The sequence below is a fragment of the Lactimicrobium massiliense genome (assembly GCF_900343155.1).
Classification (GTDB): domain Bacteria; phylum Bacillota_I; class Bacilli_A; order Erysipelotrichales; family Erysipelotrichaceae; genus Bulleidia; species Bulleidia massiliensis.
The window spans coordinates 233,557-248,498 of record NZ_OUNG01000003.1; the positions used below are offsets into that span (position 1 = coordinate 233,557).

The window sequence follows — 14,942 nt, forward strand, 5'->3', positions numbered from 1 at the left end:
CATTACTTTTCTCTCTTTCCACCGGTTACTTCCAGTTCAAAACCATACTTTGAACTGATTCTGATCTTTGCGTTTTCCCCCTTGATCCGTGCATGTATGCTCAGATCCGTGAGGTGGCAGTCATCTTCTTCTGTTTCACAGAAAACGTGACTTCCATCCAGTTGTCTAAAGACCACATACGTGTCCGTTTGTTTCTGCACCAGTCTGGCAATTCTTTCCTGCTTTAGTTTCAGGATCATCTGTGAGGCAGGATTACCAAAATCACAGTAATTTCTGGCAAAGGTCATATCCGGAACATTGCCCAAAAGATAATCCGTTTCACACTCTTCAAAAGCACATTCTTCAAGTGCCCAGTGTCTGTAATTTGATTTGAAATTGTCACCACTATAACCATTAAGATCAATGATTCTCTCTTCCTGGTCACTGGAAGACAGATCAATTTCATTTTTCTTCAGATATTTCCGAAGGACTTTACGGCACAGTTCATTCAGATTTGACGGTGTCACCACCCTTGTAAATCCGTTCAAGACAACCGTGCCATTACCAACAACCGACTGTTCAGCCAATTCACTGGCATCACTCATATTGTATGCGGTCAGTTGTTTCTGCTGTTCTTCCTTCAGAAGATCCGCCAACAAATCCGGTATCGGAACCAGTCTGTAAGACTCTTTTTTTGAAAACGGTTGGTAAGTCTTTCCGTTGAAAGAAACCTTTCTCCGTATCACAAACTGATAAAATTTTGGCTCAATCCCAAAACCTGTTGATATGACGCCATGTGGGACGGAGATATAGTACGAATATAAAAATGGATCTCGTATAATTGTGTGTACCCAAACATACAAGATAGGAGATCCATATGAATGTTAACACACAGCCGCTTATTCAGGAAGAATTACTTGATACCAGATCAGACGATCTGCGCTCCGATGCACATGATCTGATTGATTCAATTTCTGATGTGCAACTCCAGAGTGGCATTTTAACATTCTCATCAGGTCTGCCATCCTTTACCCAGGTTGGTATGCCGGAAACGGCCGTTAAAGAGATCTCTATAGGCACATCATCCAGACCTGCCAGGCGCAGTGTCACTGAATATTTCTTTAAGGGAAAGCTGAATCGTCTGAACGGACAGCCGATTTACTGCAACTGCTGTGGCCAGGAAATGGTGTATAACGGCACAACTGAGGTTGACTTGAAACACATTCCTATGGGAGGTATCTATACTCATATCGTTGTATCCAAGCAGAGAGCACTCTGCCAGAATAAGAACTGTCCGGTCAGTACTTATACAGAACCACTAGATTTCAAGGCTCAGGGACATCTGATTACAGCTGCTCTTGAGAACTATACACGCGATCTGCTTCGCTTTGGACTGACAATGAAGGAAATATCCATCATTACCGGTTTAAGCAAGAATACAGTCAAGGAGATCGATAAGAAGCGCCTTCAGGAGCTGTATACCGTTAATGGTGAAGGCAAGGAACTGAAGAAGCCTGCAGAATGCCTGGAGTATCTTGGCATTGATGAATTTCTTCTTCATAAAGGCCATAAATACGCTACGTTGATCATGGACCTGAAGAGCGGACATGTGCTGTACCTTGCCTATGGCAAGAAGAAACAGACTGTATATGACTTTATTGACTGGGTCGGCATCGACTGGATGAAGAACGTGAAGGCTGTGGCCTGTGATATGAACAGTGACTTTGAAGAAGCCTTTAAAGATCGCTGTGAATGGCTGGATATTGTCTATGACCATTTCCATCTGGTCAAAAACTTCAATGACAAGGTGGTATCAGAAGTCCGTAAAGAGGAACAGAAGCGCCTGATAGAAGAAGGCAATACAGAAGCTGCCAAAGCTCTCAAAGGCTCTAAGTATGTTCTGATGACAAGTGCTGAAACAAGAAAGCAGAAAGAAAAAGATGCCAAAGCGGGCAAAACCATTGCCCGTGGAAGCGATCTGTTCAAGAAGCCGGAGGTGAAGCAGAAAGCAGGCGTTGAAGAAGAATACAAGAAGCTATTGGATGAAAACAAGCTGTTCTTCACCATGGATCTGGTAAAGGAACAGCTTGATAAAGCATACAAAGCAAATAGCGAAAGAGGCATGAAGATTCATATTAAACGGATCATACGCACCTGCAAAGCAACAGAGAACAAGCATTTCATATGGTTTGCCAAGCTGCTGGAGGAACACATGAAAGGAATTATCTCTCATGCAAGAGTCCATATCTCATCCGGCAAAGTTGAAGGAACCAACCAGATGATAAAAACATTGAGACGCAAAGGATACGGCTATCCAGATGATGAATATTTCTTCCTGAAGATCATTGATGCCAGCAGGAAATTCTCATGACCTCTGGGTACATCTATCAACAGGAATTAGGACTGAACCAAAATTTTTCTTCCGGAAATGACGGTACACGAACAATGTCCTTCCACTTCAATGCACAGACAGCACTTGTATCAATACCGGTCAGCAGCTTGATCAGAATGCCAAGATAACGTGAATCATCTTTGTAATTACGCAATGCTGTTTTGTAAATGCCGGTCATTTCTTTTAAAGAAAAGTGCCGTTTCACAAGGCTGTTACGGACTTCATAGTAACGACGGTCAAAGTTGCTGATCTGTCTCGCCGCCTTCTTCAAAGGATTCTCTTCCATCAGTTTCTGTTCCACCGCACGGTCAAAAACACCGGAAAGAGAATAAACAATGAATGACTTTACTTTCAGACTTTCAAAGCCTTCGAACAATTCTTCAACTGCATTGTTGATGATTTCATCCGTCACATACAAAGGTGGCAGGTCTCCGATCTTATTCAAAGCCTTCCTCATCCACTCCGGATGCTCCGCATACAACACATCGTATTCCGAATGAATATACAGGAATGTTTTTAACGAAATCTGTGAATTATTGTTTTCAAAAAGTTCTGTTGCTTTGTCACGAATCGAAAATATTTCTTCTTTTGTTTCTATGGTTGAGTACGGGTAAACAGAATCAAGCCAGTTAATAATTCCGTCTTCCGAAACACTGCGGACACTCTTTTCCGTTCCGGGAACAATTGATTTTCCGTCTGACGGATTAACGATGTAGGCATCAATTCGGAACAGGTCTTTGTTCTTTCTCAGCTTATAAGCAATCGTAATTTCATTTGAAAATGAATATAGCTGTGGCTTACGGCGCTGCCTTCCGGTTTTCAACAATGTGTCATATTCAGCACCGTGATAGAAAGATCTGTACGAAGAAATAACAGAACGATCTGCTGTAATGACAAACGGTTTCCTTTCAAGATACTGATCCTGATATTGTGTGACAGTCTTATACTGAATGATCTTTGTTTCTGTTGCGACACGATCATTACCGGAGAACCAGACAAACATTTTCCGCTTCGGATTTGTGTTGTAATTCATGTCTGGCGGAAGTAACTGCACCTGACATTGTGAGAATTGATTTTCCGAAGCGATGACTTTGGTCACGTCATTTATCTGTGTATCGCTTCCGAAGATCATAAGATTTTTGATTGGCAAATACATCTGCCGGTACGTTTCCGCAATCAGTTTCACATCACTTTCCGCAGAAAATTTTCTGTCAAAGTAAAGAATGTTTGTATGATTTCTTCCGTATCTTTGAATGAAGTCCGTCAGCTTTTTCGATGAAATCCAGGAAACATTTTCCGGATAAACACCGGATTGATACAGAGAGAGTTCATTCATTTCCGATACCGCAAACGTAACTTTCTGTCTGGAAATTGAGCGATCATCCAACCACTTTCTCACAAAAAACGGTGATGGATTTATTACAAGTGCACCATCATTGTCACCGAATTTTGATGTGAAATCATAAAACAATTTATTGTTCTCGAGCACATAAGTGTTTTCACTTTCATCACTTTTCAGGCACGAAACGATCTCCGGAAATGAATATTTGATTGCCGGAATTTTATTTCTGATCGCAGCTAAATTTTTAATGTCTGTGTTAGTAACATCCGGATTTTTGCTTTTGATCAGCCCTATGAATCTGTTAAAGTCGTTCACAAAAAATCTGATCAGATTGATTTTTGCTTCATCATCCGGAGAGAAATCCGTGATCAGACCAACAGCACTTTTCAGATTTTTTCCGACGGAAAATTCATTCCCGTGTGTAAGTTTTACACAACAAACCGCCTTATAAAATTCTTCAAATTGTTCAGCTGACACTTTCGAAAGTTTGGGACTTTTCGCATAGGAAGTTTTGAAATTCTGTAATGCTGTCTTTCTTCCGTCCACATTATGCGGACGATTCATTTCAACTTTCAGCCGAATAGAATACGCCGCCACGATCAAATTGGCCTGTGTCTCAATCGGTAGTTTATACCGAAGCAAACAGGATTCTGCCTCTTGGTAATCTTCAATGATTCCGTAACCTTCAAAGCGCAAAAACTTCCGCAGATCCTCACCAGGGTGTTCCTGCATAAAAGTACGGATTTTCATTACCAGTTCTTTCAAAAGATCATCTTGATTTTCCATACCAGTAATATACCATATCTGTTGAAATGGCGTTAGCGTGCTTTGAATTAAATATTATTTATTTGATATTAAACGCCACTTTGAAAGAATATTTGTGGTCAAAATGGGGTCAAAGAAAAAACAGGTATCCGGAAAACGCCTTGTTTAAGTCGTTTCCGGATACCTGTAAGCCACACGGTATTATTCCAGCTCGATGGTTCCGGGAGGCTTTGAGGTAAGATCATACATGACACGGTTGACACCTTTCACCTCATTGATAATTCTGTTCATGCATGTCTGCAGCAGCTTCCAGTCAAGATTGGCTGCTTCGGCGGTCATGAAATCAGATGTCAGTACACCTCTTAGTACAACGGCATAGTCATAGGTTCTGTGATCACCCATGACACCGACGGAGCGCATATTGGACAGAGCTGCAAAAAACTGTCCTTTGCCGGTATCCACACCTGCTTTTTCAAGTTCCTGGCGGAAGATGGCATCTGCCTCCTGGACAATTCTGACCTTTTCTGCCGTCACCTCACCAACAATGCGGATGCCAAGTCCTGGTCCCGGGAATGGCTGTCTGAAGACCAGCTTTCTGGGAATGCCAAGTTCCAGGCCGACCTGTCTGACTTCATCCTTGAACAGCGTTCTTAATGGCTCCACGATTTCCTTGAAATCAACATGATCCGGCAGGCCGCCGACATTGTGATGGGACTTGATGACGGCACCCTTGCCAATGCCGGATTCTACAACATCCGGATAAATGGTTCCCTGGGCAAGGAAATCCACCTTGCCGATCTTCTTTGCTTCTTTTTCAAAAACATTGATGAACTCAGCACCGATGATCTTTCTCTTCTGCTCAGGATCGGATACGCCCTTGAGCTTTTCATAGAAGTAATCCTGGGCATTGACTCTGACAAAGTTGAGCTCATAGGGACCATTGGGGCCAAAGACTGCTTCGACTTCATCGCCTTCATCTTTGCGCAGCAGGCCGTGGTCCACAAAGACACAGGTCAGCTGCTTGCCTACTGCCTTTGACAGCAGGACCGCACATACAGAAGAATCTACGCCGCCGGACAGAGCACACAGCACTTTGCCATTGCCGATCTTCTTACGCAGTTCCTGTACAGATGTTTCCACAAAGGAATCCATCTTCCAGTCACCTGCACAGTGGCAGATATCATACACAAATGTATGGAACAGCTTCTGTCCTTCTTCGGTATGGACAACTTCCGGATGGAACTGCACAGCATACAGTTTCTTTTCCGGATTCTCCATGGCGGCGACCGGGCATACCTGGGTATGGGCAGTTACCGTAAAGCCTTCCGGTGCCTTGGCAATGTAATCTGTATGAGACATCCAGACGGTAGAAGTTTCCTTCCAATCATGCAGCAATACCGACTTTTCTGTATCCGCATGGACTTCTGTATGGCCATATTCCGAGACCGGCGCTGTTTTGACTTCACCTTTGAGAAGATATGCCATCAGCTGGGCGCCATAGCAGATGCCAAGCACCGGAACGCCAAGTTCAAACAGCTTTGGATCATAGGACAAAGAATCTTCCAGGTAGACACTGTCTGGTCCGCCGGTCAGAATGATGCCCTTCGGATTCATTTCCTTCAGCTTTTCCAGCGGTGTTGTATAGGGATGAATCTCACAGTATACGTGATTTTCACGGACCCGGCGGGCAATCAGCTGCTTATACTGTCCGCCAAAGTCCAGTACGATAATTTTTTCCATTGATGCATCTCCTGTCAATTAAGCGGCATCTTTTGCCTTTGCATGCTTGGTATCCAGTACTGCCGATACAAAGCCTCGGAACAGCGGATGTGCCTTGTTAGGACGGGACTTGAACTCCGGGTGATACTGCACGCCGACATAGAAGCGGTCAGACGGGCATTCAATTGCCTCAACCAGCTTTCCATCCGGGGATGTACCGACGATGTTCATGCCATTCTTCTCAAAGTCTTCACGATAGTCGTTATTGAACTCATATCTGTGACGATGGCGCTCTGAAATCTGGTCAACGCCATAGCACTTCTCCAGCAGAGAACCCTTGCGGATCACACAAGGATAGGCACCAAGACGCATTGTGCCGCCCTTATCAATGTCATCACTCTGGCCATGCATGAAGTCAATGACCTTATGCCTGGAAGATGGATCAAACTCATTGGAGTTGGCATCCTTGTAGCCAAGAACATCACGGGCAAACTCAATTGTTGCAATCTGCATACCCAGACACAGGCCCAGATACGGTACATTGTGCTCTCTGGCATATTTCGCCGAGGCAATCATGCCTTCAATGCCTCTGTCACCAAAGCCGCCCGGGACAATGATGCCCTGCACATCACGGAAGATTGCCGGTGCACTTTCATCCGTCACATCTTCACTTTCCACCCACTTGATATGGACATGGGCGCCATTCTCATAACCGCCGTGCTTAAGGGATTCCACGACAGAAAGATACGCATCATGCAGAGCCACATACTTGCCAACCAGGGCAACTGTGACATCCTCATCTGCCTTGTGGATTCTTTCAAGCATTTCATACCACTCGCTCAGATCGATGGAACCCGGATCAATATGGAGCTCACGGCAGACAATAGAAGACAGGTTCTGCTGTTCCAGCATAACCGGTGCCTCATACAGATCGCCGACGGTTGTATTTTCAATGACGCAGTCCGACTTGACGTTGCAGAACAGGGAAATCTTCTGCTTGACGTTCTGCGGCAGACGGCCGTCGCAGCGGGCAATAATGATGTTCGGACGTACGCCAAGGTTCTGCAGTTCCTTGACGGAGTGCTGGGTCGGCTTGGACTTGTACTCGTTGGAGCCGCTGATATACGGAACCAGAGTGACATGAATGAAGCAGACATCCTGCGGTCTTTCAATCGAGATCTGACGAATCGCTTCAATGAACGGCTGTGACTCGATGTCACCAACCGTGCCGCCGATCTCGGTGATGACGATATCCGCATCGGCACGCTTGCCGACACTGTAGATGAAACGCTTGATCTCATTGGTAATATGCGGAATGATCTGGACTGTCTCACCCAGATATTCACCACGGCGCTCCTTCTGCAGTACATTCCAGTACACCTTGCCGGTAGTCAGATTGGAATACTGGTTCAGATTCTCATCGATGAAACGCTCATAGTGGCCCAGATCAAGGTCTGTCTCGGCACCATCTTCTGTGACAAAGACTTCGCCATGCTGATAAGGAGACATCGTACCCGGATCTACATTAATATATGGATCCAGTTTCTGCGAAATAACCTTGAAGCCTCTCTGCTTCAGCAGTCTGCCAAGAGACGCTGCTGTAATGCCTTTGCCAAGTCCTGATACAACACCGCCTGTAACGAAAATATACTTCATGATGTTCAACTCCCATCCTTTCCAACCCGATAAACAAAGAAAAAGGGCACTAAATCCACGCGGCTTCAAAAGCCGTTTTTTTTAATGCCCTTTACGACGCAAAGAATGATAACACTGTGCCCGCCTGAGGGCAACTGTTTTTTAGAGAACTTTGAAGATTGCCAGGATCAATACCAGAATACCAAGTGCAATGCGGTACTTGCCGAATACAGTGAAGTCATGCTTGCGGATATAGGCCATCAGATACTTGATGACAGCCACAGATACCACAAATGAAACAAGCATGCCGACCAGCAGGACAAGCCATGCTGCACCGGACATCACAACACCCTTGGCAAGCATCTTGACAATCTTGAGCAAAGAAGCACCGAACATGACCGGAATAGCCATGTAGAAGGAGAACTCAGCGGCCGTCGGACGGTCAAACTTCAGCAGGGTTGCACCAAGAATCGTAGAACCGGAACGGGAAGTACCCGGAATCAGAGCCAGACACTGGAAGGCACCAACCTCCAGTGCTTTCTTATAGGAAATCTGTCTGATCTCCGTGACTTCATACTGATGCTCTCTCTTCTCCAGGAAGATAAAGGCAACACCATAAGTGATCAAGGCAACAGCAATGACAATCGGCGTGCTCATTTTGGCATCGATCCAGTCATCCAGCAGGAAGCCGACAATGGCGGCCGGAACCGTTGCCACAATGATCTTGATCCAAAGACGCAGAATACTGCGCTTTCTCTTCTCGGAATAACCCTTTTCAAACGGCCACAGCTTATGCCAGTACAGCAGCATCACGGCAATGATGGAGCCAAACTGAATGACAACTTTATACATATCCCAGAAAGCTGTGTTCGCCGCTGCATCTGCCCCGAACACATTCAGCGGCATGAACTTTTCCAGCAGGATCAAGTGACCGGTTGAACTGATCGGCAGCCATTCGGTCACGCCCTGCACGATGCCAAACACAATGGACTTCAAAATATTCAGTATTACTGACATACGTGTTTCCACCTTTCAAAAACAGACTGGATTATATCACACATCACCATGCATATCCTTAAGATTTATAAACAATGCATTCAATCCTGACCAAGATCCATGATGATCATCTTTCCGCCACCATCATCTATGTCCTTCCAGTCTTTCCTGCCGCGCACATCAATGACATCCCCGCCTGGCCAATGATCTTCCAGTACTGCCCCGCGCAGATACCCCTGCAGATCATCATACCCTTCTGTATCCCAGAGGATCATCTCCAGCTCCGGATTCTTCTCTTTCAGCTGCTTCAAAAGACTGGCACCAATCACGCTTTCTTTCTGATGCAGAGAAACCACATTCATGATCCGGCCGGAATAGTTCATATGATCCAGCCAGAGTGCATCTTCATCACTTTCCTCACGATGTGCCCATCTTTCCGCACTGAATCCACTGATCGTTTCCGGCATTTCGCCAATGATCTCGATCCCTGCATCAGCCGCTTCCTGACGTATGGCATTCCACTGCAGAAACAGTTCATACTGCAGGAATGTCTCATACAGAATGTCATCGGTGAATTCATGCAGATCAATGCTGCCCGTCAGCGGTTCATCCCGATACGCCTGAGGCCATGTCTGCCATGCAGAGCCATTGAATTTCTTTTGAAAGCACGCATAGACCGCTTCATCCCGCAGCCAGTTTTGATAAGCAAAGTTGGCAAAGTTATAATCCGGTTTGAAATTGTGCCACGCCTGAAAAAACCATGGTCCTTTCATGATCCGGATCTGATCTTTTGACAGTCCTTCTTTCATTCTGGCAAAAGGTTCTTCGACCAGTTTCTGCTGGTACAGTGTTTCAATATCAAGATATACCGGATCCAGCGCATAGTACGATGTGCAGCTGTCATTCATGGATGCCTGCAGGCAGGATACATACCATGCATCCATCCCTTTTTCGGCAAGCATATGGACAAACTGCTTCGTCTCTTTGCCAAAAGTGCCGCAGCCTTCCCGCGCCGATATCTTTTCCACTGACATTGCAATCCCTGTTTTTCTCATGTCATTTTCCTTCTTTTTCTTTCCTTTGTAGTGTATCGTTATCACTGTTAAAAGAAAAGCGAGGAGATTTCATGGTAATTATTGAAATGGAAGACGGCAGTCAGATCAAGATTGAGCTCGATGATCAGGCAGCCCCGATTACAGCGGCTAATTTCCGCAAACTGGTCAAGGAAGGCTTCTATGACGGCCTGACCTTCCACCGTATTATCAAAGGATTCATGATCCAGGGCGGCGATCCCTTAGGAAACGGCACTGGCGGTGCCAAAGAGAACATCAAGGGTGAATTTGCCGCCAATGGCGTGAACAATCCTATTCATCATGTCCGCGGTGTGATTTCCATGGCCAGAGCCCAGGATTACAACTCTGCCAGCAGCCAGTTCTTCATCATGCATGATGATGCCCCATATCTGGATGGTCAGTACGCTGCCTTCGGCCATGTTGTAGAAGGCATGGATGTTGTTGATCATATTGCCAACACGCCAACCAACTTCATGGACCGTCCGAATCAGCCGGTCATCATGAAGAAAGTCTGGATTGAAGAATAAACAGAACGCAAAAAAGGAACGGTGGGAGCCTGCAGAAATCTGCAGTTCTCATCGTTCTTTTGATAACTGCTTAAAGTCCCTTCTCACACAGCTGGCGTGCTGTTTCATCCTGCACTGTCACACCAGCCTGCTTCAGTTCCTCGATCTTATCATGAAAGTTCGGCAGATACTTCTCATTGGCTACCAGCATCTCATTGAGCAGATCCTGGGCACACTGGCCATGATCCACCAGCGGATTGATCTGGAAAGCCTCCAGTGCCTTGCCATAGTCGCCATGCAGTGCTGCATCGATGATGGTTTCTTCCATGGCCTTCATCAGCTGCACCATACCTCTGACCGCCGGTTCCATCCTGCCAAAGGCAATCGGCTCAGCACCATGACGGGTAATTCTGGCACTGACTTCCACAATGGCCTGTGGATCCAGATCCACAAGTGCACCCTTGTTTTCTGTAGAAACAACCATGACCCTGCCCGTATCATTATAGATGGCATTGATCGTCTCACAGGCCGCATCGCTGTAATACTTGCCGCCGCGCTTGCCAAGCAGTTCAGGCATTTCATGAAGAGCAGGATCCTTGTACAGCTCAAACAGCTGATGCTCTACTTCCTTGACCATCTCCGCACGTGTCTTATGTTCGGCATAATCCTCCAGCTCCTTCTTTCTCATCTGACTGGTCAGGTAATAATAGCGATGATAGCCGCACGGCAGGCAGTCCATGCTTAACAGCTGATCCAGCAGGAACTTTTCATTCTGGATATTTGCCATGTTGGACTTGTCATCCTTCATCATGGCACGGGCAATCTCATGGGTTACCTCCTGGCCTGTCTTTTTGTCATAGGCACGGTGGAAGTGGAAATGGTTCAGACCGCCGAACACAAAGTCCAGATCACCTTCCTTTTTGCCAATCATGACCGGCTCATTCTTCATGATATTCACCGGCACATTGCAAAGACCGATGCACTTCTTCCAGCCGCACTGTCTGATGACAGTCTCTGTGATCATGCCGCTGGGATTGGTAAAGTTGATCAGCCATGCATTCGGGCACAGTTCCTTCATATCCTGGATAATCTGGGCAATCACCGGTGCTGTGCGCAGCAGCTTGAACATACCGCCGGCACCATTGGTCTCCTGACCGATCATGCCATGGCTTAACGGAATACGCTCATCCTTGATACGTGCATTGAGCAGGCCGACGCGGAACTGTGTTGTCACAAAGTCCGCATCCTTCAAAGCCTCTCTTCTGTCCAGAGTCAGATGCACCTTGACATCATAGCCAGACGCATCCCACATTCTCTGAGCAAGTGCACCAACAATCTCCAGCTTCTTCTTACCATCAGGAATATCCACCAGCCAGATCTCTCTGATGGGCAGTGTGTTATACCGCTTGATAAATCCCTGCATCAATTCCGGCGTATAGCTGGAACCACCGCCAATTGTTACAATCTTAACACCTTTCATTTGATTTCTTCCTCCTGGCTTTGATGATAGGCACACATGAAAAAATGAGAAGAGAGGAAAGAACGGTTGGCATTTTGTGCCGGCATATCTTACTTTTTTGATATTTATTCCGGCATCATGTTACAATACGGTCATGAATCTCAATACAGCGCTCAAAGAAAAAGACGGCTTCAGTGAGAATGAAGCCAGAATCGCAGACTACATTCTTTCCCACAAGGATGCCGTGCTGCAGATGCCGATTCAAAAGCTGGCCAGGGAGACCTACACTTCCACCAGTGCCATCATGCGGCTTTGTGCCAAACTGCAAACAAGCGGCTATCGTCAGTTCAAGATTCTCTATGCCCAGCAGCTGGCTGAAAACACCAACGATGCCGTAGATCCCAACTTTCCGTTTTCCCGCTATGATTCCACATCTGAAATTGCAACAAGCCTTGCCAATCTGAGCACGGAAACCCTGCGCGCAGCCAGGAATACACTGTCTCTGGAAGATATGCACAAAGCCTGTCTTGCCATTCACAATGCCAGACAGACAGCGATCTTTGGTGTTGGCGATGCCTACCTTGCCGGTCTGATGTTTCAGGCCCGCATGATCCGGGCAGGCACGGTATGTCTGGCCACGCCGGTATATGGTGAGCAGCACCATCTGGCCCAGACCATGCACAAAGAAGACTGTGCCCTGTTTCTGTCCTATTCCGGTACAACAAGAGAAACAGTAAGCTGTGCCCAGGCTGCCCGAGCCAACCATGCCAGACTTGTCTGCATCACGGCCAATGCCAGTTCTCCCCTGGCAAAACTGTGCCATGTGGTGCTGGTGCTGCCGGCAAAAGAAAATAAATTTCACCGCATTGCCTCGTTCTTTTCTGAAGAAGCGATGACCTATTATCTGAATATCATGTATGCCTGTCTGTATGTCATGGACTATGATGCCCACATCCGTAAGTCCATTGACTGATCTTTCTGCTACAATAGCCCCATGAACATCACAAAACTGATAGCTGCGGCAGTTCTGTCTGCCAATACAGTGAGTACTCCTGTATCAACTGTCATCCAGAAACAAGATGACAGTGCTTCTTACCTCCAGCTGGATGTCATCCTGCAGAGTGATGATGCCTATGTCATCGATGCAGAGAACGGACAGGTCCTGCTGGATCAAAACAGTGAGGCAAAGATTTATCCTGCTTCCATGACCAAGATCATGACGGCAGTTGTTGTGCTGGAATCCGGTCTGTCTCTGGATCAGACCGTGACAATCACGGATGAGATGCTGGACGGGCTGTATGAAGCTGAGGCCGCTGTGGTTGGCTACAGTGCGGGTGATACACCAACTGTGCGTGATCTGCTGTATGGTGCATTGCTGCCATCAGGTGCAGATGCTGTCAATGCACTTGCCTATGCCGCCAGCGGCTCCATTGACAAGTTTGTGGAAGCCATGAACCAGAAGGCAGAAGAGCTGGGCATGGACAATACCCACTTTGTCAATCCAACCGGCCTGCATGATGAAAATCACTACTCCACGTGTAAAGATATCGCCACGCTGACAAACTATGCCGTCCAAAACGAGACGTTCCGGGAAATTTTCTCTTCCTCTTCCTATACGGATACCCTGGGCAATCTGATGTATTCGACGGTGGCAGGTGCCATTGAACGCGATCATATCTCATTGCCAGGCTTTGTCGGAGATAAAACCGGCTATACGGATGATGCGGGCCATTGCATGGCCTCCTACAGTGAGCTTAATGGCATGAAAATCATCATCGTCACTGCCCATGCCATGACCGATATCTATGCCACATCCCATCTGCAGGATGCCTCCACAATACTGAATGCTCTGAACAGCTGGTCAAGAAAGACCGTTGTCAGTACGGGGGATACACTGGGCAGCTATATCGCAGAGAAAGTCATTGGCAGGATGGAAGAAACCATCACAAGCAGTGAAGATATTACTGCCGATGTGCCGGATGATGCCAAGATTGCTGTCACGACAGATCTTGCCAACAGTTACACAGCCACAAATCAAAACCAGACAAAGCAGCTCAACATTACAGTGACAGCCGATGGAAAGACTGTTGCAGAAACAGCACAGACATTCACCATTCCAAAAGCCAATGATTTCTTCAACCGTATTCTTATCTTCTTCCGTGATCTGTTTTAGGCTTCTTCATGAAGGAAAGATATTTCATCTTCACGCCGGAAGGCACCGCACAAAGCAGTTTGTTCAAAGAACCGATGACGACAACGGTTCTTTTTTGATATGTGCGCAGAATGACATCTGCCACATGCTGGGCACTTGTATGATATACAGACATGCGGCCGCCGCTTTTTGCATAGAAAGCAGTATCGACAGGGCCCGGGCAGACACAGCATACATGAACGCCATATGGCTTCATTTCCACTTCCAGAGCACGGCTGTAGGAAAGCACAAATGACTTGGAGGCATAGTAGGACGCAATATAAGGACCAGGCTGAAAAGCACCCGTGGAAGACAGATTGATGATTGTACCATGTCCGCGCTCACACATATCTTTTCCAAACAGCTTGCACAGATCCATGACAGCTTTGATGTTGAGATCCACCAGGATATCCTCCTTTTCAATATCCTGATCAATGGCTTTTCCTGCAAAGCCAATGCCGGCATTATTCACCAGAATCTCAACACGCTTGTCCTTCACAGTTTCATACAGCCGCATGAGCTGCTCATGGCTGGAAAGATCACAGGCATACACATCCACACAGATGCCATATCTTTCTTCCAGCCTGCGCTTCACTTCTGTCAGGGCATCATGATGGCGGGCACAAAGCACCAGATCACTGCCCTCTTTGGCAAACCGTTCCGCAAGCGCACAGCCGATGCCCATCGTAGCCCCGGTTATCAGTACAGTCTTCTTCATCACCGTTATCCTACCAGAATGATGTGATCCATTCACAAAATTGTTCACGTTCTTTTCACTCTGCTTTCAATGTTTCAGCACAGACCGGAAGTATTATAAGATCATCAAAAGAAAGGAGGAACCAATCAATCAGCCGCAGCCATGCTGGCAATCGCATCAAAGTAAAC

General features: G+C 46.5%; 12 protein-coding genes. 4 read left to right on the forward strand and 8 right to left on the reverse strand.

What is annotated here, in order from left to right; all coding sequences use genetic code 11:
* Nucleotides 1–2: 2 nt before the first annotated feature.
* Nucleotides 3–635: a hypothetical protein gene (locus DHU66_RS06895; RefSeq protein WP_135358323.1), complete on the reverse strand. Its 633-nt coding sequence runs from the start codon at nucleotides 633–635 to the stop codon at nucleotides 3–5.
* Nucleotides 636–856: 221 nt separating this feature from the next.
* Here DHU66_RS06895 and DHU66_RS06900 point away from each other — a divergent pair, with 221 nt between their 5' ends.
* Nucleotides 857–2,350 (forward strand): ISL3 family transposase, encoded by a 1,494-nt coding sequence (locus DHU66_RS06900; RefSeq protein ID WP_245309389.1) that lies wholly within the window; start codon nucleotides 857–859, stop codon nucleotides 2,348–2,350.
* Nucleotides 2,351–2,366: 16 nt separating this feature from the next.
* Here the strand turns inward: DHU66_RS06900 and DHU66_RS06905 are convergent, their stop codons facing one another.
* From DHU66_RS06905 to DHU66_RS06925, 5 genes are all read right to left on the reverse strand, one after another.
* Nucleotides 2,367–4,478, reverse strand: a complete 2,112-nt coding sequence (locus tag DHU66_RS06905) for a hypothetical protein (RefSeq protein WP_135358324.1) — start codon at nucleotides 4,476–4,478, stop codon at nucleotides 2,367–2,369.
* A gap of 201 nt (nucleotides 4,479–4,679) precedes the next feature.
* The gene (gene guaA / locus DHU66_RS06910) at nucleotides 4,680–6,218 is read right to left on the reverse strand and encodes a glutamine-hydrolyzing GMP synthase (protein ID WP_108775132.1); all 1,539 of its coding nucleotides are present in this window, start codon (nucleotides 6,216–6,218) and stop codon (nucleotides 4,680–4,682) included.
* Between the two features lie 18 nt (nucleotides 6,219–6,236).
* The gene (locus DHU66_RS06915; protein WP_425349072.1) at nucleotides 6,237–7,853 is read right to left on the reverse strand and encodes a CTP synthase; all 1,617 of its coding nucleotides are present in this window, start codon (nucleotides 7,851–7,853) and stop codon (nucleotides 6,237–6,239) included.
* 141 nt (nucleotides 7,854–7,994) lie between these two features.
* Nucleotides 7,995–8,849, reverse strand: a complete 855-nt coding sequence (locus DHU66_RS06920) for an undecaprenyl-diphosphate phosphatase (protein WP_108775133.1) — start codon at nucleotides 8,847–8,849, stop codon at nucleotides 7,995–7,997.
* An 80-nt stretch (nucleotides 8,850–8,929) separates the two neighbouring features.
* Entirely contained in the window at nucleotides 8,930–9,883 is a 954-nt protein-coding gene (locus tag DHU66_RS06925; RefSeq protein WP_108775134.1) for a 4-alpha-glucanotransferase, read from the reverse strand.
* 71 nt (nucleotides 9,884–9,954) lie between these two features.
* Here DHU66_RS06925 and DHU66_RS06930 point away from each other — a divergent pair, with 71 nt between their 5' ends.
* Nucleotides 9,955–10,428, forward strand: coding sequence for a peptidylprolyl isomerase (locus tag DHU66_RS06930; RefSeq protein WP_108775135.1), 474 nt, complete (start codon nucleotides 9,955–9,957; stop codon nucleotides 10,426–10,428).
* A gap of 70 nt (nucleotides 10,429–10,498) precedes the next feature.
* On the opposite strand, the gene DHU66_RS06935 is transcribed toward DHU66_RS06930, so the two are convergent.
* Entirely contained in the window at nucleotides 10,499–11,887 is a 1,389-nt protein-coding gene (locus tag DHU66_RS06935; RefSeq protein WP_108775136.1) for a 6-phospho-beta-glucosidase, read from the reverse strand.
* Nucleotides 11,888–12,020: 133 nt separating this feature from the next.
* Between DHU66_RS06935 and DHU66_RS06940 the strand changes: the two genes are divergently transcribed.
* Nucleotides 12,021–12,839: a MurR/RpiR family transcriptional regulator gene (locus DHU66_RS06940; RefSeq protein ID WP_135358325.1), complete on the forward strand. Its 819-nt coding sequence runs from the start codon at nucleotides 12,021–12,023 to the stop codon at nucleotides 12,837–12,839.
* 21 nt (nucleotides 12,840–12,860) lie between these two features.
* The gene (locus DHU66_RS06945) at nucleotides 12,861–14,039 is read left to right on the forward strand and encodes a D-alanyl-D-alanine carboxypeptidase family protein (RefSeq protein ID WP_108775138.1); all 1,179 of its coding nucleotides are present in this window, start codon (nucleotides 12,861–12,863) and stop codon (nucleotides 14,037–14,039) included.
* On the opposite strand, the gene DHU66_RS06950 is transcribed toward DHU66_RS06945, so the two are convergent.
* Nucleotides 14,014–14,775 (reverse strand): SDR family NAD(P)-dependent oxidoreductase, encoded by a 762-nt coding sequence (locus DHU66_RS06950; protein WP_108775139.1) that lies wholly within the window; start codon nucleotides 14,773–14,775, stop codon nucleotides 14,014–14,016. The genes DHU66_RS06945 and DHU66_RS06950 overlap by 26 nt on opposite strands.
* Nucleotides 14,776–14,942: the final 167 nt, after the last annotated feature.

Excerpts from the sequence above, each read along its gene's own strand:
- DHU66_RS06915 (WP_425349072.1), bottom strand. The coding sequence starts at position 7,853 with ATGAAGTATATTTTCGTTACAGGCGGTGTTGTATCAGGACTTGGCAAA.
- guaA (WP_108775132.1), bottom strand. The coding sequence starts at position 6,218 with ATGGAAAAAATTATCGTACTGGACTTTGGCGGACAGTATAAGCAGCTG.
- DHU66_RS06920 (WP_108775133.1), bottom strand. The coding sequence starts at position 8,849 with ATGTCAGTAATACTGAATATTTTGAAGTCCATTGTGTTTGGCATCGTG.
- DHU66_RS06950 (WP_108775139.1), bottom strand. The coding sequence starts at position 14,775 with ATGAAGAAGACTGTACTGATAACCGGGGCTACGATGGGCATCGGCTGT.
- DHU66_RS06930 (WP_108775135.1), top strand. The coding sequence starts at position 9,955 with ATGGTAATTATTGAAATGGAAGACGGCAGTCAGATCAAGATTGAGCTC.
- DHU66_RS06925 (WP_108775134.1), bottom strand. The coding sequence starts at position 9,883 with ATGAGAAAAACAGGGATTGCAATGTCAGTGGAAAAGATATCGGCGCGG.
- DHU66_RS06900 (WP_245309389.1), top strand. The coding sequence starts at position 857 with ATGAATGTTAACACACAGCCGCTTATTCAGGAAGAATTACTTGATACC.
- DHU66_RS06945 (WP_108775138.1), top strand. The coding sequence starts at position 12,861 with ATGAACATCACAAAACTGATAGCTGCGGCAGTTCTGTCTGCCAATACA.
- DHU66_RS06935 (WP_108775136.1), bottom strand. The coding sequence starts at position 11,887 with ATGAAAGGTGTTAAGATTGTAACAATTGGCGGTGGTTCCAGCTATACG.
- DHU66_RS06940 (WP_135358325.1), top strand. The coding sequence starts at position 12,021 with ATGAATCTCAATACAGCGCTCAAAGAAAAAGACGGCTTCAGTGAGAAT.